This window comes from Yersinia sp. 2466 StPb PI (assembly GCF_041538325.1).
Lineage (GTDB): Bacteria > Pseudomonadota > Gammaproteobacteria > Enterobacterales > Enterobacteriaceae > Yersinia > Yersinia enterocolitica_E.
The window spans coordinates 1,196,236-1,219,720 of sequence record NZ_JAULSL010000001.1 but is presented as its reverse complement, the minus strand read 5'-3'; the positions used below and the strand labels follow the sequence as shown (position 1 = coordinate 1,219,720).

The window sequence follows — 23,485 nt, the reverse complement described above, 5'->3', positions numbered from 1 at the left end:
ATGTCTATCGCCCACTCATCTGCTGATTTTCATCATCAACTTGCAGCTCATCAGCAACGGGTCAATCAGGCGCTGCTTGATTTTATTGCTCCGCTACCCTTTGGCGACAGCGACTTAGTCGCCGCTATGCGTTATGGTGCCGTGCTCGGCGGTAAGCGGCTGCGCCCTTATCTGGTTTACGCCACCGGCCAAATGTTTGGTCTGTCGCTGACTAATTTAGATGCTCCTGCGGCGGCAATTGAATGTATCCATGCCTATTCATTGATTCATGATGATTTACCGGCGATGGATGACGATGATTTACGTCGTGGGCAGCCGACTTGCCATGTGAAATTTGGTGAGGCCAATGCCATTCTGGCGGGGGACGCACTGCAAACGCTCGCGTTCTCTATTCTGGCTGAAGCGCAGATGCCCGATGTGGCAGATAAAGATCGCTTATCGATGATTGCCGAATTAGCTAAGGCCAGCGGTGTCGCGGGGATGTGTGGGGGTCAGGCATTGGATCTGGAAGCCGAAGCGCGCCAGATTTCACTGGAAGAGCTTGAACGCATCCACCGCCACAAAACCGGCGCATTGATCCGTGCCGCGGTTCGCCTCGGTGCATTGGCTGCGGGCACACCAGGGCGCGAAGCGTTACCGTTACTTGACAGGTACAGTGAGGCCATTGGTCTGGCCTTCCAGGTTCAGGACGATATCTTAGACGTTATTGGCGATACAGCTACAATTGGTAAACGTCAGGGTTCAGATCAACAACTCGGCAAAAGCACTTATCCAGCACTGCTGGGGTTAGATTGCGCTAAAGCTAAAGCGATGGATCTGTATCAGGAAGCGCTCAGCGCCCTGAATACCTTGTCAGAACAATCCTATAACATAGCGCCGTTGCAGGCGTTAGCCTGTTTTATTATTGAGCGTGATAATTAGAAATATACTGACCGTTAATAAACGCTGTTATACCCCAAGAACTTAGCGTTGCAGTCAGGTAAAGCGAACCCTCCTGCTGCAACAGATTCTAAGGGTATGCACCCACTTTTGATATGAGCATCGAATGAGCCTTGATATAGCCAAATACCCGACATTGGCACTTGCAGAAAATCCTGAAGAACTGCGCATGTTGCCCAAAGAAAGCCTGCCGAAGTTATGTGATGAACTACGCCAGTATTTGCTCGCGTCCGTCAGTCGCTCCAGTGGGCACTTTGCTTCCGGGCTGGGCGTAGTCGAGCTAACTGTCGCGTTGCATTACGTCTACAACACACCTTTCGACCATCTGGTGTGGGACGTAGGCCATCAAGCTTATCCTCACAAAATATTAACCGGTCGTCGCGAACAGATCGGTACTATTCGCCAGAAAGATGGTTTACATCCTTTCCCTTGGCGTGGTGAAAGTGAATATGATGTGCTCTCGGTTGGCCATTCCTCAACTTCAATCAGTGCAGGCCTGGGGATGGCTGTCGCAGCTGAACGGGAAGGTAAAGGGCGGCGGACTGTTTGTGTTATCGGTGACGGTGCTATTACGGCGGGTATGGCTTTCGAAGCAATGAATCATGCCGGTGATATTCACTCAGACATGCTGGTTATCCTCAACGATAACGAAATGTCTATCTCAGAAAATGTCGGTGGTTTGAACAATCATCTGGCTCAGTTATTATCGGGTAAGCTCTATGCCAGCCTGCGTGAAGGTGGCAAAAAGGCATTTTCTGGCTTACCACCGATTAAAGACCTGTTGAAACGGACTGAAGAGCACCTAAAAGGGATGGTGGTGCCAAGTACCTTATTCGAAGAGTTAGGCTTTAATTATATTGGCCCGGTTGATGGGCACGATGTACAAGCATTGGCACAAACGTTGAAAAACATGCGTGACCTGAAAGGCCCGCAGCTGCTGCACATCATGACTAAAAAGGGCAAAGGCTACGCACCGGCTGAGAAAGATCCGATTGGCTGGCATGCTGTGCCGAAGTTTGATCCCGCCTCCGGTACTTTGCCGAAAAGCCAGGGTAGCCTGCCGACTTACTCCAAGATTTTTGGTGAATGGTTATGTGAAACCGCCGCCAAAGACAGCCAGTTAATGGCCGTCACCCCTGCTATGCGCGAAGGCTCTGGGATGGTGCGTTTCTCTCGTGAATACCCCCAGCAATATTTCGATGTGGCTATCGCTGAGCAACATGCAGTGACCTTTGCCGCAGGGTTAGCCATTGGGGGCTACAAACCGATTGTGGCTATCTACTCCACCTTCCTGCAACGAGCATATGACCAACTGATTCACGATGTTGCCATCCAAAACCTGCCCGTTCTATTTGCTATTGACCGTGGTGGCCTGGTGGGCGCGGATGGCCAAACCCATCAGGGTGCGTTTGACCTCTCATTCATGCGCTGCATTCCAAATATGATCATCATGACCCCAAGCGATGAAAACGAGTGCCGTCAGATGCTTCACACCGGTTATCACCACAACGGCCCTGCGGCGGTACGTTACCCACGCGGCAACGGCACCGGTACCGACCTGAAACCGTTAGAGATCATGCCGATAGGTAAAGGTATTGTGCGTCGTGAAGGTGAAAAGATTGCCATATTGTGCTTTGGTACTTTACTGGCTCAGACACAGCTCGTGGCCGATAACCTCAATGCCACCTTGGTGGATATGCGTTTTGTAAAGCCATTGGATGAGGCGTTGGTACTGGAAATGGCTGCCAGCCATGAGGTATTAGTCACCGTGGAAGAGAACGCCATCATGGGTGGTGCGGGTAGTGGTGTGAATGAATTGCTGATGGCGAAACGGCAATTAGTGTCGGTACTGAATCTCGGTTTATCGGACAGCTTTGTGCCACAAGGTGAACAAGAGGAAATGCGCGCTGAGTTTGGGTTAGATGCTGCGGGTATACAACGCCAGATTGAAACGTGGCTGGCGTGATAACAACTTAATTTACGCAGATTGAGCCAAGGCCGACCACTCCTACAGCCACTCCGGTGGCTCGCGCCACTACGACCCGAACGGAGTGTTTCCCTTGGTTCGAATTTCACCTGCAACTTGAAAGATGGCCACACATATACCCTATAGATTTCAAGGTGCAGGAAGGCGGCAAGTAAGTGCATCCCGATGAGCTGACATGAGTCAGTGATTCGGGTAAGCGAATGCAGCCAACACACCTGCAACTTGAAAGATGACGGGTATCAGTAGAACAGATCTGCTGGCCAGTAATGCCCCACGACAAAAATAATAGCAGCCGCAATCACCCCGGCAATAATGTCATCGATCATGATCCCCATGCCACCATGGACATTGCGATCAAACCAGCGAATCGGCCAAGGCTTCCAGATATCAAAAACTCGGAACGCGACAAAACCCGCAGCGACCCATTGCCAATGATTGACGGGCAATGCCATCAGGGTTATCCACATGCCGACAAATTCATCCCAAACGATACTGCCATGGTCATGAACCTGCATATCTTTGGCGGTACGATGACAAATGTAGACACCAATGCAGATGCTGAACATCACAGCCAAAGAATAAAGCTGCCATGGGAGCTGGATCAATAGCAGCCAGAATGGGATTGCCGCAATTGACCCCATGGTACCGGGTGCCCATGGTGATAAACCACTACCAAAGCCGGTGGCCAGCAAATGCCAAGGATTGGTTAACCGCAAACGGCGTTTGGCTTCATCCATGGGATTTACCTGTTGAGAAGTGATCAAAACCACGAAAATCCAGTTGTACTGCCTTACCTTCACGGAAGAATTTAACACCTTCCGATTGCGGGCCTACCTGCCCAATACAAGTATAGCCTGCGCCGGTATTACTGAGCGCGACATCCAGTGCACCACGGTTTATCTCAGGTACGGTAAAGCACAACTCATAATCTTCACCACCACTCAACGCCCAGCGTAGAGCCTGTTCAGCGTCAACCTGACGTGTTAGCGCATCAGAGTAAGGCAATGCATCCAACTCAATACGCGCCCCACAATTGCTCGCTTTCAGGATATGTTGCAGATCAGAAATCAACCCATCGGAGATATCAATGGCAGAGCTGGCAAGGTCGCGCAATGCCTGCCCTTGCAGCACGCGTGGCTGTGGCCGCAAATGACGGTGAATTAATGCAGACCTATCGGCTTCGTTATCAACTCGCAACGCATTTTGCAAAATCGCCAGTCCTGCGGCACTGTCACCCAACGTACCGGTAACATAAATCCAGTCACCAATTCGCGCACCAGCTCGGGTCAATGCCCGCCCTTCCGGTACCAACCCTTGAATGGTCAGCGTTAGACTCAATGGCCCACGAGTCGTATCACCACCAATCAGTTGCATACCGTAATAGTTAAGCTGATCAAATAAGCTATCACTGAATGCCTGCAACCAGTCTTCATTTACATTGGGTAGGGTTAGAGCAAGAGATAACCAGGCAGGATCGGCACCCATTGCAGCTAAATCGCTAAGGTTTACCGCTAAAGATTTGTAACCAAGATCGGCCGGATCGATATCCGGTAGGAAATGAACGCCCGACACCAGTGTATCCGTACTGATGGCCAACAGCTGTTTTTCTGCCACTGTGAGAAGTGCGCAGTCGTCTCCAATACCCAGCTCTACATCCCGGCGATTACTTCTAAACCGGTCAAAGTAGCGGGCAATGAGGTCAAATTCGCCACATGCCATAATACAATTCCAGGAGTGTTTACCGATATATGATTAAGGCCGGTTCCCGGCCTTAATCATATCCCTCTTCACTTGACGCGGTGTTAGCGCTGCCAATGACTTTGGGTATATTATTTCTTTTTACGTACTGTCGGAGCTACTTTATCCAGCACGCCATTTACGAACTTGTGACTATCTTCCGCACCGAAAGTTTTGGCCAGTTCGATAGCTTCATTGATTGCCACTTTATAAGGGACATCATTACGTTTGCTCAGTTCAAACAGTGCAATACGCAGAATAGCTCTTTCAACCTGACCTAATTCCTCGAGCTGGCGGGAAAGAAAAGGTGTCATTAACGCATCCAAAGATGTGGCATTAACTGCGACCCCTGACAGCAATTCGCGAAAATAGGAGATGTCTACATCTTTGACATCCTGCTCCGACAGGAACTGTAATTCAACATCAGCGATGTCGTTTTTAGACAACTGCCAAGAGTAAAGCGCTTGAACAGCGCACTCACGAGCGCGGCGACGAGCAGCAGGTTTCACGGAATTCCCCTTAACTAAATTCAGCCTTTAATAGCTTTGATTACATTAATCATTTCAAGTGCGGTCAGGGCAGCTTCTGCACCTTTATTACCCGCTTTAGTACCAGCACGCTCAATTGCCTGCTCAATACTTTCTGTGGTCAGCACACCGAAAGCGACTGGAATATCGCTATTCATGGCGACACTTGCCAAGCCAGAACTCGCTTCACCAGCAACATATTCAAAGTGCGCAGTTCCCCCACGGATAACCGTACCCAGCGCAATTACCGCATCGTAACGATTTGTTTTTGCTAATACATTGGCAACCAGCGGCAACTCATAGGCACCCGGTACCCAAACAACAGTAATGTTGTCATCAGCTACCTGACCAATGCGCTTCAGGGCATCAATTGCACCTTCCAGCAGACTGTCGTTGATAAAGTTGTTAAAACGCGCAATTGCAATCGCCACGCGGGCATTAGGAGTAGCAACAACACCTTCGATAACGTTCATAGCTTTCCTCAATATGGGTTCATACCCCGCAGGGGGGCGGATTCTATCATATTCTTTCACGCCCCGCCCCTGCGCATTTACAAAACGCTTGGCAAGACGATGATTGAGCTTCGGGAAATTCTGCCAGAAAATTCAATTAATACTTCGGTTTCAAACGCAAACGTAAGTCTGGCCCCACCTGACGTACATCACTGAAGACAAATTCAGGGGCTTGTGCTAAATGCGTTAATCCAGCCAACTGGCACAATCCGCGGGCATCGCTACCCAACAGTTTTGGCGCGATATACAGAATTAACTCATCAACCACACCGGCCTGTAATAGTGCGCCTGCCAATTGTGGCCCAGCTTCAACCCACACTGAGTTAATTTGCCGCTTGCCAAGTTGCATCATCAATAATACCAAATCCACACCATTACCATGGCGAGGTAACAATAACTGCTCGACATTATCTGGCCATGGCTGCTGATCCGCCTCAACGCGCGCCAGCCAGCATGGGCCATTTTGTTGTGTCACTTGGTGTTCAGGCGTTACACGGTTATGGCTATCCAATATAATCCGAACCGGTGGGCGCAGCGAATCTTGGGGATACAAGGCTTGCGTTTGGGCATCTAACTCCGACCAGCGCACCGTGAGCGAAGGGTCATCCGCTATTACGGTGGCACTGGTACTGAGAATCGCCGAACTCTCAGCTCGAAAACGCTGCACATCCTGGCGTGCCTGTGGCGACGTAATCCACTGGCTTTCACCCGAGGCCATCGCGGTACGTCCATCTAATGATGCCGCCATTTTCAATTGCAAATAAGGAAAACCGGTACGCATCCGCTTTAGGAAACCAAGATTCACGGCTTCAGCTTCCGCCAACATCAAACCGTGGTCGACTGCAACCCCGGCCTGTTTCAATTTATATAACCCGCGCCCGGCAACTTGCGGATTGGGGTCCTGCATTGCCGCCACGACTCGGGTTACACCAGCGGCCACCAGTGCATCCGCACAAGGCGGCGTGCGCCCGTGGTGACTACAAGGCTCAAGGGTGACATAAGCCGTTGCACCGCACGCTTTTTCACCCGCCATGTGTAATGCATGTACTTCGGCGTGTGGCTCTCCGGCACGCAGATGATACCCTTCGCCGACAATTTCACCATCACGCACCAACACACACCCAACATTTGGGTTTGGCGAGGTAGTAAACCGCCCTAACCGCGCGAGTTCAAAAGCGCGGGCCATATAGAACTCATCAGTCTGCATGGCTTTCCTTCCGTTTATTGCGCCGCTTTATGGCTACGCGACCCTCGCTAAATAACCATTTGACGCGAATTAATCCTGCAAACGGGCAATTTCTTCACCGAATTCACGAATATCTTCAAAGCTACGATAGACCGAGGCGAAGCGAATATAGGCCACTTTATCGAGCCGTTTGAGGGCTTCCATCACCAGGTTACCCACCATTTTCGTCGGAACTTCCCGCTCGCCCGTGGCGCGCAATTGGGATTTGATATGGCTTATTGCTGTTTCGACATCATCAGAGCTAACCGGACGCTTTTCTAATGCTTTCAGCATGCCACGCCGTAATTTATCTTCGTTGAAGGGTTCGCGCACATCATCACTTTTAACCACGCGCGGTAGCACCAGCTCAGCCACTTCAAAAGTGGTAAAACGTTCATTACAATCTAAACACTGGCGGCGACGGCGCACTTGCGAACCATCGCTCACCAGACGGGAGTCAATGACTTTAGTATCCACAGCGGCACAAAACGGGCAATGCATAGTGCTTCCTGATGAGTGAGCCAAAACTTAGCCCCAGTTTACCGCGAACTGCCACGACAACAAAGTGCGGAAACGGCAGTTTATCTTTATTCAACTATTGAGCGGGTTCTGGTTTGGTGGCTTTAGCGGCTCTAGCCATTCCTTTTGCAGTGCTAACCAAACTTTACGATCTGGGGATAATATATTGAGAGGGTCGAAAGGGTATTGCGCAGGTATGCATTGTTTTAATAACTGAAGGGCCAAGTGATAAATACAGGGGGCTTTGTCTATATTTTGCTCTGCATCTTGCACTTCTTTTTTTGCACCCAATAGTAACAAATAAAAATCTTCAAGTTCACTTTTAGACTTAATCATTTTCTCATTTACTTCCTTAGATAGTGAAGGAAATAAATGAGCAACAATAAAATAAATTAATCGCCCCCATAATCCCTTTGAAGGGGGGTATGCTTTATCCATTACCACTTTAATCATATCGGATATACTTGGGATTATTCTATTTTTAAGATAAATTAAATCATTCTCTAAAGCTTGCGGTAATGTAGTATTAGTTATTGTTAACGTATAATATTCATTCCAAAACTTACATCCTTTTCCAGAGTTTTCCGATTTGATTGAATTATAATTTTCATTCCATTCACTATTACTCAACCCACCTCTTCCATGAGTAATTATAACATCCTTCCACTTAGGGAAATTTGCACTGCATATATCTACTATTTCATCACCCTGACAATATTCAAACCCCACATTTTCATTTTTTAAAGACTTTACGTTTATTACCTGCTCACTTGGAGTTCCAACTGATATATTTAGGTAAGAAATAAAATCATTATAACCGGCACTTTTAACCACGGAGGTTGGCGACTCTTTTTTTATTAAATCATAACGACCGTTATGATTTAAAGTAAGTTCATATTTTTTACTAAGTGTTGATTGATTAAAATTCAAGTTAATACTTTTAATAAAATTATAATGAATACCATTTACTCTACTCGTAAGCTTATTCTCACTCCCCATATAATTATTAATGAGTGTTACAAGATCAATTTCATTATCACTTTTACCCAAATTGATCTCAAATTCATTAAACTTTGACTTTTGATTAAAATCATATTTAATCTTAAATGATTCAAAAATATCATTAAGCTCACGTTTAACACCACACACAAAATCACAATCATCGCTTCCTTGTAGAATATCATCAAAACACTTATATATCATATCATTAGCTATGTAAACTCCGTTAAAATTCACATCACTCATATATTCTCCGATAATTTACTCACATCATCCAACTACATTAAGCATATAAATCAAGTTAGAATAATAAATAATATTAAAATAATTAACTATCGAATTACTTATATAGTTTTTATAAAAATAAAATTAATGATTTTTTACTCTTACTCAATTAAACCATGGATAAAAATTAAATAAATATTCATAGAGAAAACAAATTACTCAATAAAATAAAGATAACGCGATAATATTTACACTGCAAATAAATGGGGCGGAAGCATTAGGTTAATACACGAATAAAAAAGCCCTGATACTAATTGTATCAGGGCTTTCTTTTCGTACTACCACTTACAACTTAAGGCAGGATTGAAGGTTGGTCTGCGCCTTCTTTCTCAACTTTCTGCTGCAACATGTGTTCACGTTTCATACCCAGTTTCAACGCCAGCGCGGACGCAACGTAGATGGATGAAACGGTACCGATGGAAACACCGATCAACATCGTCAGTGAGAAGCCTTGCAGCATCGCACCACCGAAGATGAACAGCATCAATACCACCATCAGCGTAGTTGCAGAGGTCATAATAGTACGACTTAAGGTCTGGGTCAGAGACACGTTCATGATTTCATAAGGCGTACCGCGACGGATTTTGCGGAAATTCTCACGAATACGGTCCGATACCACGATACTGTCGTTTAGTGAGTAACCAATAACCGACATCAATGAAGCAATGATGGTCAGGTCGATCTCAATCTGGAATAACGACAAGATCCCCATGGTAATGACCACGTCATGGGCCAAAGCGATAACCGCCCCCAGCGCCAGACGCCATTCAAAACGGAAACCAACGTAAACTAGAATACACAGTAACGCGACTATCAACGCCATGCCGCCTGCCTGGGCTAAATCGCTGCCCACACTTGGCCCGACGAATTCGATACGTTTTACCGAAGCATTCTTATCAACTGACTCATTAATAACAGAGATGACTTTGTTGCCCAATTCCTGCCCGGCAGTTCCGGTGGCGGGTGGCATACGTACCATCACATCACGGGTGCTACCAAAGTTTTGCAGAATTGGCGATTCAAAGCCCGCTTTTTCCAACGTGTCACGCAGTTGATCCAGATCCGCAGGTTTTTCCAGGTTAATTTCAATCACCGTACCACCGGTGAAATCCAGACCCCAGTTGAACCCTTTAGTGGACATCACCACAATCGATGCCACCAACAGCAACAACGAGACGCCGAAAGCGACGTAATCCCAGCGCATAAAGTCATAGACTTTACGGCCATAGTTCAGTTGTTCAACAGTATAATCCTGTGCCACAACGTACTCCTCAAATAGACAGCTTGTTAATGCGCTTGCCGCCGTAAAGCAGGTTGACGATGGCACGAGTACCGACTATAGCGGTGAACATTGACGTTATAACACCGATTGCCGTTGTAATGGCAAAGCCTTTAATCGAACCGGTACCCACAGCATAAAGAATAATTGCCGTGATAAGCGTCGTTACGTTCGCATCGACGATACTTGAGAAGGCACCTTTGTACCCTTCATGAATCGCTTGCTGGATCGTCCGCCCGTTCCTGAACTCTTCTTTTATTCGCTCATTAATCAGTACGTTAGCATCAACTGCTACCGCCAATGTCAATACGATCCCGGCAATACCCGGCATGGTTAATGTCGCCCCCGGTAACAAGGACATCACACCCACGATCAACACCAGGTTAGCCAATAGCGCCGTACTGGCAATCACACCAAATTTACGGTAGTAAATCACCATAAACAGGATAGATACCGCCAGGCCCCACAAGCAAGCTTCCAGACCTTGGGTGATGTTCTGTGACCCCAAAGTTGGCCCGATAGTACGCTCTTCCACAATCTGGATAGGTGCAATCAGAGCACCAGCACGCAGCAACAGGGAAAGCTGACGAGCTTCAGCCGGGTTATCAATGCCAGTAATACGGAAGCTGTTACCCAAGCGTGACTGAATAGTCGCTACGTTGATAACTTCTTCCTGCTTAACCAGAATCGCTCGGCCATTAGCATCTTTTTTGCCGCTGTCTTTATATTCTACGAACAAAGTCGCCATCGGCTTGCCGATGTTGTCTTTGGTAAAATTAGACATCAGAGAACCACCGGCGCTATCGAGCGAGATATTAACCTGAGCTTGGTTATATTCGTCGGTGCTGGAGGTTGAGTCAGTAATATGGTCACCGGTCAGGATAACGCGCTTGTACAAGACAACCGGGCGACCTTCACGGGTATTTTTGACTTCTGAATCACCCGGTACCCGACCGGAGGCAGCAACAGAGGCATCAACATTGCTATTTACCAGACGGAATTCAAGTGTTGCCGTCGCACCAAGAATCTCTTTGGCACGCGCGGTATCCTGAATACCCGGTAATTCAACCACAATACGATCCGATCCCTGGCGCTGAACCAACGGCTCGGCTACACCTAACTGGTTAACCCGGTTACGCAGGATAGTAATGTTTTGTTGAACTGCATATTCACGCGCTTCCCGCAGACGGTCATCAGTCATCACTGCCTTTAAGGTATTGCTACCATTGGAGCCAATGACCAGATCACGGTGGCGAGAAGAGAGGTAGCTGACGGCATCATCGCGGGTTTTATCGTCGCGAAAACGCACTTCAACACCATAGTTATCAAGCTTACGCACCGTGGCATACGGGATATTTTTCTCACGCAGATCTGTGCGCAAGGTATCCATCGTTTGCTCTTGCAGTTTGCCCAGCGCAGTATCCATATCCACTTCCATCAGGAAGTGCACACCGCCGCGCAGGTCAAGACCCAGCTTCATCGGCTCTGCACCTAACTTGGCAAGCCAAGAGGGTGTTGCCGGAGCCAGATTCAGCGCGATAACGTATTTGTCACCCATCGCAGCCATCAGTGCCTCACGGGCACGCAACTGGACGTCAGGATCTCTAAAGCGAGCCAGGATTGCACCGTTCTCCAGCGCAATAGACTTGCTCGCTATGTTGTCTTTTTCTAAAACGTCACGGACTTGGACCAGCGTTGTTTCACTGGCGGCGATTCCTCGCGCACCAGTGATTTGAACAGCCGGATCCTCACCATAAAGGTTGGGAAGTGCGTATAGCAGACCGATGAAGATCACAACGATCAGCATCAGATACTTCCACAAAGGATAACGGTTTAACACGGCAATTCCCTTCGGGAAAATCGAAAATTACAGAGCCTTCATTGTACCTTTCGGTAAAACGGCAGCAACGAAGTCACGTTTGATCATCACTTCAGTGGTGTCGTTCAGTGCGATTACGATATAACCCGTTTCCGCAACTTTAGTTACACGACCAAGTAGACCACCCGTGGTTAGCACTTCATCACCTTTACCAATAGAATCCATCAGTTTTTTGTGTTCTTTGGCACGTTTTTGCTGTGGACGCAGGATCATGAAGTAGAAAATAAGACCAAATACCACCAGCATAATCACCAGGGAGTACGGGCTGCTTTGAGCCGGAGCCCCAGCGGATGCGACAGCATCGGAAATGAAAAGACTCATTAAAATTCCCTCATTGTTATCAATATCAGTAATGTGAAATCAGTGCGATAAAACAGAAACGGTAAATCGTAACTGTTAGATCTACAAATACAAAGGCAATAATTTTAAAATCAGGCATTTAATGGCGGAACAGGTTTCCCAATCCGACCATAGAAATCTTCAACGAAGACCTCTAATTTACCCTCTTCAATAGCCTGACGTAAACCCGCCATTAAGCGTTGGTAGTAACGCAGGTTATGAATAGTATTCAGTCGCGCACCCAGTATTTCGTTGCAACGGTCAAGATGATGCAAGTAGGCACGACTATAATTGCGACAAGTGTAGCAATCACAATGTTCATCCAACGTTGCAACATCATTCTTATGCTTGGCATTACGGATTTTTACCACACCGTCCGTCACGAACAAATGGCCGTTACGGGCATTACGCGTAGGCATCACACAGTCAAACATGTCGATACCACGGCGCACACCTTCTACCAGATCCTCTGGTTTCCCCACGCCCATCAGATAACGTGGTTTATCCGCCGGAATCTGCGGGCAAACATGCTCCAAAATACGATGCATATCTTCTTTTGGCTCACCCACCGCCAAACCGCCCACAGCGTAACCATCAAAACCGATATCTACCAGCCCTTTTACTGACACATCACGTAAATCTTCGTAAACGCCACCCTGAATAATACCAAACAATGCATTTTTATTGTTCAGTTCATCAAAGCGTTGGCGACTACGGGCCGCCCAGCGCAATGACATCTCCATCGAACGCTTGGCATAATCCCAGTCCGCGGGATAGGGGGTGCATTCATCAAAAATCATCACGATATCGGAGCCGAGATCGTACTGAATTTCCATTGATTTTTCTGGGCTAAGGAACACTTTATCGCCGTTGATCGGGTTTTGGAATGTCACCCCTTCGTCTTTGATTTTGCGCATCGCACCCAAGCTGAATACCTGGAAGCCGCCGGAGTCAGTCAGAATCGGGCCATGCCACTGCATGAAATCATGTAAGTCACCATGCAACTTCATGATTTCCTGACCTGGACGCAACCACAGGTGAAAAGTGTTACCCAGCAAAATCTGCGCACCGGTCTCTTTTACTTCTTCCGGTGTCATCCCTTTAACTGTGCCATAGGTGCCAACAGGCATAAATGCCGGGGTTTCTACCACGCCACGTTCAAAGATTAGACGACCACGACGGGCGCGCCCATCAGTTGTTTGTAATTCGTACTTCACATAACCTCCAGCATTAGAGAAACAGTCTAATGTTGTTATTGCCGGATCACACAATATGTGTGACCTAAAATTTATAGGTTAACCGTCTCTTGCGGTGCCAGTGGATTACGGCTGATAAACATCGCATCGCCGTAACTGAAAAAGCGGTATTGTTCCGCCACCGCTTGCTGGTATGCATTCATGGTATTTTTATACCCAGCAAAAGCAGACACCAACATTATTAATGTTGATTCAGGTAAATGGAAGTTGGTCACTAAAGCATCCACAACCTGGTAGTGATAACCCGGGTAGATAAAGATACGGGTGTCACCAAAGAACGGAGCAATCAGGCTGTTCTCTGCCGCCTTAGCGGCACTTTCCAATGAGCGTACCGAGGTGGTCCCAACCGCCACGACACGATTGCCACGCGCCTTACAAGCCAAAACAGCATCTACCACATCTTGAGGTACCTCTGCATACTCGGAATGCATGATGTGCTCTTCAATGGTGTCTACACGCACGGGTTGGAACGTCCCCGCGCCGACATGTAGCGTAACGAAAGCCATCGCAATGCCTTTCTCGCGCAGTGCGGCCAGCATTGGCTCATCAAAATGTAAACCGGCCGTTGGTGCGGCGACTGCCCCAGGGCGCTCACTGTAGACTGTTTGGTACAATTCACGGTCAGCATCTTCATCAGGGCGGTCAATATAAGGAGGCAAAGGCATATGGCCGACGGCATTTAGGATAGTAAAAACATCCCGCTCATCGTCAAAACGCAACTCGAACAAGGTGTCATGGCGTGCCAACATCGTGGCTCGAATACTTTCGTCATCGCCCAACAGCAGCTCAGCGCCCGGTTTAGGTGCTTTGGAGGCTTTTACATGGGCCAGTACACGATGATCGTCCAAAACACGTTCTACTAACACTTCAAGCTTACCGCCACTGGCTTTACGGCCAAACAAGCGCGCTGGAATAACGCGGGTATTGTTAAATACCAGCAGATCGCCGGGCGTCAGTTTATCCAGCAAATCGGTGAAAATGCCGTGCGTTAACGTTCCCGTAGGGCCATCCAGTGACAGTAAGCGGCAACCGCTACGCTGGGGCTGGGGGTAATGGGCAATCAGAGATTCCGGCAGCTCAAAAGAAAAATCGGCAACACGCATAGCTTTCCACTTGATATCAGAACAGACCCAGCTCACGAGTATGATTGGAGCCGGTTCACAAAAACAGGCCGCTAGTCTAGAGCCCTCAAGGGCTGGCTGCAAGAAATAAGGACAATTGGTGGTCATTTGCTATAGCCAAAATAATTGTCGTCGCAGCCAGGCAGTAAATGAACGCATCTCGATAAGCTGACTCCCACCAGTGATTCAGTTGGCAAATCTGCCAGATGCGGATTTGAGCACGGCTTACAGTAGCTTCGCAGAGGTGGGCCAGGAAATTGACCGCGTAATGACGGCAGCTAACACCGCTGCAACTTCAAGTAAGAAGGGATATACTTTGCAGATGAATTTTCTCGCTCACCTCCATTTAGCCACACTGGCTGACAGTTCCCTACTGGGCAATCTGCTGGCAGATTTCGTCCGTGGTAATCCACAAGATGAATATGCCCCTGAGATTGTGGCTGGGATTATGATGCATCGCCGCGTTGATGTCATGACCGACGCACAGCCGCTGGTCAAAGAAGCCCGTCGCTATTTTAGTGCTGATTACCGCCGAGTTGCCCCTATCACTCTGGATGTGCTGTGGGATCATTTTCTGGCACGTAATTGGGATAAACTGGTGCCGGACTACACGCTGCCCGGGTTTATCCAGCATGCGCAAAACCAGATTGTGCCCCATTTACCACAGACACCCGCGCGCTTTCAGCACCTTAATGCCTATCTGTGGCAGGAGCGTTGGCTGGAACGCTATGCTGAACTACCCTTTATAGCTGATGTGTTACAAGGTATGGCTAATCGGCGGCCCAAACTGGCAGCACTTGCTGGCTCTTTTCAGGATATAGAACAACACTATCAGCCGTTAGAACAACTGTTTTGGGCGTTTTATCCTGCCATGATGTTGCAGGCACAACGCCAACAAATCTAGCTTAAAACATCTTTATTTGTATGGTTATTACTACTAAGTCACTTGCGCTTTCTGCCAGAATGGGTATCTTAGCAAGACTACGAAACTAAAAACGTCGTAACGATAGGTAAAAGCTATCACAGCGATTGGTATTTATCCCTTTATTCATTGCGCTTAAATACCTATGCTGTGCCGATACTTTTAAGACAACTGGTTAATCCATCCCTATTAACAGGAGTAATTTATGGTTCTGGTAACTCGTCAAGCCCCTGATTTTACAGCAGCTGCTGTTCTTGGTAGCGGCGAAATCGTTGAAAACTTCAACCTGAAAAAACACCTGAACGGCCGCCCTGCCGTCCTGTTCTTCTGGCCAATGGACTTCACTTTCGTTTGTCCTTCAGAGTTGATCGCTTTCGACCACCGTTACGAAGAATTCCAGAAACGTGGCGTTGAAGTTGTTGGTGTTTCTTTTGACTCTGAGTTTGTGCACAACGCATGGCGTAAAACCCCAGTTGATAAAGGCGGCATTGGTGAAGTTAAATACCCAATGGTTGCTGATATCAAACGTGAAATTCAGAAAGCCTACGGCATTGAACACCCAGAAGCTGGCGTTGCACTGCGCGGTTCATTCCTGATCGACAAAAATGGTATCGTTCGCAGCCAAATCGTTAACGACCTGCCAATCGGCCGTAACATCGACGAAATGATCCGTACTGTTGATGCACTGCAATTCCACGAAGAACACGGCGAAGTTTGCCCTGCTCAGTGGGAGAAAGGTAAAGCAGGTATGGGCGCATCACCAGATGGCGTAGCTAAATACCTGTCTGAAAACGCCTCTAAACTGTAATAACAGTTTATGCCGCCCCTGATTTACTCGGGGGTATCAAGCCAGTCAGTTCACCCTGACTGGCTTTTTTTATACTGATATAAAACCAAACGACGACATACCAACAATACTGATATATCCCCAAAGTAATTGGAGTTGCAGCTAGGCGGCAAACGAGTAAATCCCGATGAGCTTACATAAGTAAGTGATTCGGGTAAACGAGAGCAGCTAACAACGCTGTAACTTCAAGTAAGAAGGGGATATTTTTGTGGCATATTCAGCCTCCTTGCCTTGCCTTGCCTTGCCTTGCCTTGCCTTGCCTTGCCTTGCCTTGCCTTGCCTTTCAGCAGGTAAGAAGCTACCGTAATGTTGCTAGGCATTAGGGAGCCTCGTATTGATTAACCTCAGTACGGGGCTTTTTCCTATCTGCTTTATGACAACAACTGTTTTTACCAAGGCACTTACAGCACTGGTTCAAACGATGCCCAAAGCAAGACAGCTTCAAGCACCCGCCGCAGAGTCTATATAATAATCTTTTCCATTCCCAGCGTATCAAACCCGTAAATACTTATTTATTTTCAATAAGTTATTTTTATTTATCTTGGCTCCTTTCAAGCATAAATCAACCTATCTGCCAGGCAACAACTGACAAACTCTCCTTTCGCCGCCAATTAATTAGCAGCCATAAACATTAATTCTGCTATTAATTATTACTGGTGTGTTTTTTGCACACACCATAAGCAGCGCTTTTAAGCTGCCAGACAAAAATGATCAGGTCATCCCTGGCGGGCAGGAACTAACAGGAGTCAGAATGTTGTTAAAAAAATGGAACAAACCCTTGGCTGTATTGGCTTTACTGGTCAGTGGTACACTGCATGCGGCCTCTACACCGGCGGTGGAAGCAAAACATGGCATGGTGGTGACCTCGCAATATCTCGCTTCACAAGTGGGGACTGATATTTTAAAAATGGGTGGCAATGCCGTTGATGCCGCAGTGGCGGTGGGATATGCACAGGCTGTCGTAAACCCATGCTGTGGCAATATCGGTGGGGGTGGTTTTATGACCATTCACCTTGCCGATGGAACTGACACATTTATAAACTTCCGTGAAACTGCACCAGCGGCTGCCAGCGCCGATATGTATTTAGATAAAGAGGGAAAAGTCACTAAAGATGCCAGCTTGTATGGTTATCTGGCAGCCGGCGTCCCTGGCACGGTATTGGGAATGGATAGCGCGCAGAAGAAATACGGTAAATTGACGCGCCAGCAAGTGATGGCTCCAGCAATCAAACTGGCCCGTGAGGGCTTTGTACTGACGCGTGCCGATACTGACATTCTGGACACTACCGTCAAACGTTTCCGTCAAGACCCTGAATCCGCGCGTATTTTCTTGCGCAAAGATGGTGAAGCACTGCAACCGGGAGATCGTTTAGTTCAGGCTGATCTGGCTGAAACCCTGAGCGCAATCTCGGAGCAAGGGCCGGATGCTTTCTATCAAGGTAAAATACCTCAAGCGGTAGAAGCCGCGGCCAAAAAAGGCGGAGGTATCCTCACTGCCGCTGATTTCGCCAACTATAAAATCACTGAAACTGCCCCTATTACTTGTAGTTATCGCGGTTATAAATTTGTTTCCTCACCACCACCCAGTTCCGGTGGAGTGACATTATGTGAAACCTTGAATGTGCTTGAAGGCTATGACTTAAAAAGCATGGGTTTTAATTCGGCTGCTTACATTCATACACTGACAGAAGCCATGCGCCATGCCTATATGGACCGCAATACTTTCCTCGGTGACCCCGAGTTTGTTAAGAATCCGATTGATCGCCTGTTGAGCAAAAGCTACGCCGCCGATATCCGCAAGCAAATTGTTGCCAACAAAGCGACACCTTCGGTAGAAGTACAACCGGGGATGCAACCTCATGAAAAACCAGAAACTACCCACTACTCTATCGTCGATAATGAAGGTAATGCGGTCTCCACCACCTACACGGTTAACGGCCGCTTTGGTGCCGTGGTGATTGCCCCAGGTACTGGCTTCTTCCTGAATGATGAAATGGATGATTTCACCGTCAAAGTGGGCGAGCAAAACCTGTATGGTTTAGTACAGGGGGCAACCAACTCCATCGCCCCCGGTAAGCGCCCACTATCGTCTATGAGCCCAACATTAGTGACCAAAGACGGTAAGACATTTATGGTGTTAGGCTCTCCGGGTGGCTCCCGAATTATCACCATCACCCTGCAAACAGCCCTCAATGTCATTGACCATGGCATGGCACCACAAGAGGCGGTAGATGCACCACGCATCCATCACCAATGGCTACCTGATGAGGTATATTACGAACAACGTGGCGTATCCGCAGATAGCCTTAATCTGCTGAAAAACATGGGATATAAGATGGTCGAACAGAACCCATGGGGTGCAGCCGAGCTGATTCTGGTGGGTTTGGCCGGAGTGGAGGGTGTCAGCCCGGCCAACTCGGGGAATGACTCGGCAGTTTCCGGCAAAGTTCGTGAAGGTTACCTGTACGGCGCTAACGATGTCCGTCGCCCTGCCGGTGCCGCCATCGGTTACTGATAGTAATGGCTTACTAATGTAACTCATCCTCCATCAATATATCGATGGAGGAATTTACCACTTCATTATATACCCTAAATAATTCGAGTTGCAGGAAGGCGGCAATCGAGTAAATCCCGATGAGCTTACTCAGGTAAGTGATTCGGGTGAACGAAAGCAGCCAACGCACATGCAGCTTGAAGTATGACGGGTATATATCACCAGGGTAATGACTGCCCCTGATAATCGATAAATCCATGCCCCCCTTTACCCGAAGCGTGCTCAATTTGGTCGACCACACCCTTCACACTGGTCGCAATAGTCAGGGGTGCCGCATCCCCGCCCATATCCGTTTTTACCCAACCGGGATGAATCGATAGCACCGTCAGAGCCGGATCGGCCACTTCAGCAACCAAACTACGGGTCATCATATTCAGTGCGGCTTTACTGGCTGAATAGAGAGGTTTATGGCCGGAGGCATTGTGACCAATACTCCCCAACTGAGAAGACATAAAGGCCAATACACTTTGAGTTGGATTACGTTGTGCCAGCAGATGCTGAGCGATACGGATAGGTGAAACGGCATTGGTTTGGAATAATTCCAAAATATCTTCCGGTTGCGCCTCAAGAGCTGATTGATGCTGCGGCCCAGAGATACCCGCATTAACAAATATCAGGTCGAATATCTGCCCCTGTACCTGTGGCAAAAACTGCTTAATACTTTCAGGTTTATTAATATCCAATGTTAGCCAATGGGCGGCATGGGCTGCGGTATCTTTCGCAACACCGCGTGTCGTCGCAGTCACTGACCAACCACGGCGATTAAGTTCGTCAACCAGCCCCAGTCCCAAACCTCTTGAGGCGCCAATGATCAATGCCTTTCGTTTAATTGTGCTCATATCATTTTCCCTTTGCTGAATATTACCTGCCCACTGTTTGGCCAGCCATACGATTACCTATCATATATATAATATCTCAACAAAAGGAAAAGCGGCGCTTGGCCGCTTTTAATCGCTATCACTGCTGGCTAACGATTAAGTTAGCGCTCACCAACACCACGCCACAAAGTGACACTCTCGCCAGCCAAGTGCAGATTGACGCCTGACTCAGTGCCATCCAGCTCAGATGAGCCTTCCAGACGCAGCCACTTAGCGACATTGAGTAAAGGGGATGCTGGCAACGAAACATTGATATCACTAATACGTTGTATCGCGACCATCACTCGTTCACGTTGGTAGCTACGAATAAACACCAAAGTGTCACCATTGGCATAAACCACCTGACAACCACCACGCCGCAGCGCCATGCTTTTGTGCCGTAGAGCCGCCAGTCGTTGGCATAACTTCAATAGGTCATTATCCCACTGAGCCTGATCCCACGGGAAGGGTTTGCGGCAGAACGGATCATTGCCACCATCAACACCAATTTCATCGCCATAAAATAAGCAAGGCACACCAATCCAGCTAAATAACCACACCAGCGCCATCTGCATCCGGGCTTTATCATTATTTAGTAGCGTGATAAAACGAGCAGTATCATGGCTGTCCAGTTGATTAAATAAACGCAACTGATGGCCGTGCGGCAATCCGGCTCGGTACTCATCCATCCAGTAGGCACAATCCTCAGCGTTGAGTTTTATTGGATGATAAGCCACATCCTGGCCCGCTAAAAAGCCACGCACCGGTAATGCAAAACCCATGTAATTCATTGCCGAATCTTCTACACCGGCATGTAACCAATTACGTGCATCACCAAAGTGTTCCCCCAGAATATAGGCCTGCGGATTTTCTTCTTTTGCTGCCTGATAAATACCGGCTAAATGGCGCAAATTCCCTTTTGCTCCGCCCTCCTCCCCCAACATATGCACCACATCTAACCGCCAACCATCAATGCTGTAAGGGGGGCGTAACCAATAACGCACCACACTATCGTCGCCCCGATAGATTTGATTTACCACGTCCTCACTCGCGAAGTTGAGTTTTGGCAAGCTGGCATTACCTTTCCAATCCAACGCTCGCCCATCGGGGAAGAAATTAAACCAGCCCCGATAAGGTGAGTCCTGATGATGACAAGCACCATTATCCCCTTGCTGGTGCCTATCAAACCAATGATGGGAATCACCGGTATGATTAAACACCCCATCAAGTACCAATTTTATGCCGGCCTCACGGGTAGCCAGACGTAATTGCAGAAAAGCCGCCTCGCCGCCCAGATAGGGATCTATCTGATAATAATCTTGCGTATCATATTTATGTACGCTGGGTGCGGTAAAAATTGGATTTAGATACAACGCAGTAACGCCAAGCTGTTGCAAATAAGGGATTTTTTGGCTGATACCCGCCAGGTCACCGCCATAGAATGTTGAAGCGGCATTAGTGTCATCCAATGGTTGTTGCCATGCACGACGAGCCACCGAATGACCCGCAGCGTGATGATGATAACTCGCATTTTGCACGCCGTGCCCACCCTGACTACTGGCAAACCGATCGGGGAATATCTGATAAAAGACTTGGTCGGCCACCCAGTCAGGGCCACTGTCGGGCATATCAATGGCAAACTGAGCCAGTTGCGCCGGAGGAACCCGCGAGAATCCCAGCGGGCCGAACCATTGTTGGTCGTCATCCCATAACAGTTTAAAACAGTAGCGCCGTGTAGGTTGCCCTTCATGTAAAGGCAGCGTCGCGCGATAACACCAAAAGCCATCACGCTGTTGGCCTTTCATCGTCAGTAGCCATTCTTCATTATCCGGTTCGCAGCGTAAGAAAACCTGTGCTGGTAATGTGTCGCCATGCAACCATTCGCCATGCAACCATAAAGTAATCTGTAATGCGTCGCCTCGCTGACGAACAAAAGGCGGGACCGGAAGATGCCAACCACTAAGCATAAAATTCTCCTGCGTTAACCAAAACCATTCCTGTTAAGGCTATCTGGTGCAGACATTAACGCCGCGACACATTCACCTGAGATAGGCGATTTATCTGAATATACAGCTCGCCGATATAAATAATGTCATGTAGTGGCTGCTTCCCCCTCATCTGTCACTATAAATATCAGGGATGAGATTGGGGGAGGAGAAGTATGTGGGTAAATAGCAGAATGCCCCAGATTGTATAGAGCAAAAAAAAGCCGAGAAATCTCCCGGCTTGATAGTAGGTATTGACTCAGTATTACTCAGTTTCTTTGGCAAGCTCTAGCTGTTTCTTTTGATGGCGCACTTTCAAGTAATACCCCACCAACAACAATGCAATCCACACTAACCCTACATACAGTGAAATGCGGGTTGTCGGGAACCAGCCAATCAGAGCGATGATAAACACCAGGAAAATGATTGCCAGCACCGAAGTAAAGGTGCCGCCACGCAGTGGGAAATCCAGCGCCTTAATCTGTTCTTTGCTTAATGAACGCCGGAAACCAATCTGGGAAGACAAAATCATGATCCATACCCATACAGTGGCAAAAGTCGCCAGCGATGCGATAACCAGGAATACATTTTCCGGCATGATGTAGTTCAGATAAACCGCAATCAGCATGGCAAACATCATCACCAACACCGTCACCCAAGGCACACCACGCTTGGATATTGCCGCAAAGGCTTTTGGTGCGTGGCCCTGTTCCGCCATTCCGTTCAACATACGCCCGACACCAAAGACATCACTGTTAATGGCAGATAATGAAGCGGTGATCACCACAAAATTGAGAATACCTGCCGCAACGGTAATCCCCATATGCTGGAAGGTCAGTACAAATGGGCTACCGTTCGTGCCCACCTGATTCCAAGGGTAGATAGACATGATGACAAACAGGGTCCCGACGTAGAACACCAGGATACGCCACGGCACTGAGTTAATTGCTTTCGGAATGGAGCTTTTTGGATTTTCCGCTTCTCCGGCGGTAATACCGATAATCTCAATACCACCATAAGCAAACATCACCAGTTGCAATGATAGGATCATGCCGACGAAACCGTTACTGAAGAAGCCGCCGTTAGTCCATAAATTATGAATACCGGTCGGCTGTCCACCGTTACCAATACCCCAAATAATGATACCAAACCCGGCCAGAATCATGATGATGATGGTGGCAACTTTAAAGAATGAGAACCAGAACTCCAGCTCACCGAAGACTTTGACACTCATCATATTAACTGCGCCAATAATCAGCACCACACTCAGCACCCATACCCAATGAGGCACGTCCGGGAACCAGACCCCCATATAGATACCGAAGGCGGTCACATCAGCAATAGCAACAATCAAAATCTCAAAGCAATACGTCCAGCCGGTGATATAGCCCGCCATTGGCCCAAGGTAATCTTGTGCATAGCGCGAGAAAGAACTGGCCTGTGGGTTATTCACTGACATCTCACCCAACGCACGCATAATGATAAATGCCACCACGCCACCGATCAGGTATGCCAATAACACACTAGGCCCTGCCATTCTTATCGCATCAGCCGAACCATAGAATAAGCCGGTACCTATTGCTGACCCTAATGCCATAAAGCGGATATGACGGGTCGTCAGGCCCCGTTTCAGCTTATTTTTGACTGGTAATTCCATGTACATTGCCCCGTCTTTTTTCAGCAAAAAGCCACGGGGATGAGCCGTGGCTAAAAAAA

The 23,485-nt window shown here is 48.0% G+C and carries 20 protein-coding genes; 5 read left to right on the top strand and 15 right to left on the bottom strand.

Translation table 11 applies throughout. The features are described 5' to 3' along the window. Together ispA and dxs are read left to right on the top strand one after the other, a co-directional pair. Positions 1-921 (top strand): (2E,6E)-farnesyl diphosphate synthase, encoded by a 921-nt coding sequence (ispA, locus tag Q2T72_RS05380; RefSeq protein ID WP_083160053.1) that lies wholly within the window; start codon positions 1-3, stop codon positions 919-921. A 124-nt stretch (positions 922-1,045) separates the two neighbouring features. Then, entirely contained in the window at positions 1,046-2,905 is a 1,860-nt protein-coding gene (gene dxs / locus Q2T72_RS05375; protein ID WP_083160055.1) for a 1-deoxy-D-xylulose-5-phosphate synthase, read from the top strand. 260 nt (positions 2,906-3,165) lie between these two features. On the opposite strand, the gene pgpA is transcribed toward dxs, so the two are convergent. The 12 genes from pgpA to queA form a co-directional block, all read right to left on the bottom strand. After that, positions 3,166-3,663 (bottom strand): phosphatidylglycerophosphatase A, encoded by a 498-nt coding sequence (gene pgpA / locus Q2T72_RS05370; RefSeq protein ID WP_032905591.1) that lies wholly within the window; start codon positions 3,661-3,663, stop codon positions 3,166-3,168. Further along, positions 3,656-4,645 (bottom strand): thiamine-phosphate kinase, encoded by a 990-nt coding sequence (gene thiL, locus Q2T72_RS05365; protein WP_083160057.1) that lies wholly within the window; start codon positions 4,643-4,645, stop codon positions 3,656-3,658. The genes pgpA and thiL overlap by 8 nt, the downstream gene beginning before the upstream one ends. Before the next feature lie 110 nt (positions 4,646-4,755). Beyond that, positions 4,756-5,172 carry a transcription antitermination factor NusB gene (gene nusB / locus Q2T72_RS05360; protein ID WP_083160059.1) on the bottom strand — a complete coding sequence of 139 codons (417 nt, stop codon included), beginning with the start codon at positions 5,170-5,172 and terminating at the stop codon, positions 4,756-4,758. A 20-nt stretch (positions 5,173-5,192) separates the two neighbouring features. Next, positions 5,193-5,663, bottom strand: coding sequence for a 6,7-dimethyl-8-ribityllumazine synthase (gene ribE, locus Q2T72_RS05355; protein ID WP_005182120.1), 471 nt, complete (start codon positions 5,661-5,663; stop codon positions 5,193-5,195). A gap of 136 nt (positions 5,664-5,799) precedes the next feature. Continuing rightward, a complete protein-coding gene (gene ribD, locus Q2T72_RS05350) occupies positions 5,800-6,909 on the bottom strand; it encodes a bifunctional diaminohydroxyphosphoribosylaminopyrimidine deaminase/5-amino-6-(5-phosphoribosylamino)uracil reductase RibD (protein ID WP_372568765.1) in 1,110 nt (369 codons plus the stop codon). A 69-nt stretch (positions 6,910-6,978) separates the two neighbouring features. Beyond that, on the bottom strand, positions 6,979-7,428 hold the full coding sequence (gene nrdR, locus Q2T72_RS05345; protein WP_005182112.1) for a transcriptional regulator NrdR: 450 nt from the start codon (positions 7,426-7,428) through the stop codon (positions 6,979-6,981). Between the two features lie 90 nt (positions 7,429-7,518). Then, positions 7,519-8,691, bottom strand: a complete 1,173-nt coding sequence (locus Q2T72_RS05340; RefSeq protein ID WP_372568764.1) for a hypothetical protein — start codon at positions 8,689-8,691, stop codon at positions 7,519-7,521. A 331-nt stretch (positions 8,692-9,022) separates the two neighbouring features. Next, positions 9,023-9,991, bottom strand: a complete 969-nt coding sequence (gene secF / locus Q2T72_RS05335; protein ID WP_083160065.1) for a protein translocase subunit SecF — start codon at positions 9,989-9,991, stop codon at positions 9,023-9,025. Positions 9,992-10,001: 10 nt separating this feature from the next. Continuing rightward, the gene (secD, locus tag Q2T72_RS05330) at positions 10,002-11,849 is read right to left on the bottom strand and encodes a protein translocase subunit SecD (protein ID WP_083160067.1); all 1,848 of its coding nucleotides are present in this window, start codon (positions 11,847-11,849) and stop codon (positions 10,002-10,004) included. A gap of 27 nt (positions 11,850-11,876) precedes the next feature. Then, positions 11,877-12,209: a preprotein translocase subunit YajC gene (gene yajC / locus Q2T72_RS05325; RefSeq protein WP_005166605.1), complete on the bottom strand. Its 333-nt coding sequence runs from the start codon at positions 12,207-12,209 to the stop codon at positions 11,877-11,879. A 110-nt stretch (positions 12,210-12,319) separates the two neighbouring features. Next, the gene (gene tgt, locus Q2T72_RS05320) at positions 12,320-13,444 is read right to left on the bottom strand and encodes a tRNA guanosine(34) transglycosylase Tgt (RefSeq protein ID WP_372568763.1); all 1,125 of its coding nucleotides are present in this window, start codon (positions 13,442-13,444) and stop codon (positions 12,320-12,322) included. A 71-nt stretch (positions 13,445-13,515) separates the two neighbouring features. Next, the gene (gene queA, locus Q2T72_RS05315) at positions 13,516-14,586 is read right to left on the bottom strand and encodes a tRNA preQ1(34) S-adenosylmethionine ribosyltransferase-isomerase QueA (RefSeq protein WP_372568762.1); all 1,071 of its coding nucleotides are present in this window, start codon (positions 14,584-14,586) and stop codon (positions 13,516-13,518) included. Positions 14,587-14,926: 340 nt separating this feature from the next. Here queA and Q2T72_RS05310 point away from each other — a divergent pair, with 340 nt between their 5' ends. From Q2T72_RS05310 to ggt, 3 genes are all read left to right on the top strand, one after another. Then, complete coding sequence (locus Q2T72_RS05310; protein ID WP_083163835.1) at positions 14,927-15,508, top strand: ACP phosphodiesterase; 582 nt, start codon at positions 14,927-14,929, stop codon at positions 15,506-15,508. Between the two features lie 223 nt (positions 15,509-15,731). Continuing rightward, entirely contained in the window at positions 15,732-16,334 is a 603-nt protein-coding gene (locus Q2T72_RS05305) for a peroxiredoxin C (RefSeq protein ID WP_004393160.1), read from the top strand. 790 nt (positions 16,335-17,124) lie between these two features. After that, a complete protein-coding gene (gene ggt / locus Q2T72_RS05300) occupies positions 17,125-18,888 on the top strand; it encodes a gamma-glutamyltransferase (RefSeq protein ID WP_372568761.1) in 1,764 nt (587 codons plus the stop codon). Between the two features lie 197 nt (positions 18,889-19,085). Here the strand turns inward: ggt and Q2T72_RS05295 are convergent, their stop codons facing one another. The 3 genes from Q2T72_RS05295 to proY form a co-directional block, all read right to left on the bottom strand. Continuing rightward, positions 19,086-19,766, bottom strand: a complete 681-nt coding sequence (locus Q2T72_RS05295; RefSeq protein ID WP_372568760.1) for an SDR family oxidoreductase — start codon at positions 19,764-19,766, stop codon at positions 19,086-19,088. A 140-nt stretch (positions 19,767-19,906) separates the two neighbouring features. Next, entirely contained in the window at positions 19,907-21,751 is a 1,845-nt protein-coding gene (gene malZ, locus Q2T72_RS05290) for a maltodextrin glucosidase (protein ID WP_083160077.1), read from the bottom strand. Between the two features lie 283 nt (positions 21,752-22,034). After that, entirely contained in the window at positions 22,035-23,426 is a 1,392-nt protein-coding gene (proY, locus tag Q2T72_RS05285; RefSeq protein ID WP_372568759.1) for a proline-specific permease ProY, read from the bottom strand. Positions 23,427-23,485: the final 59 nt, after the last annotated feature.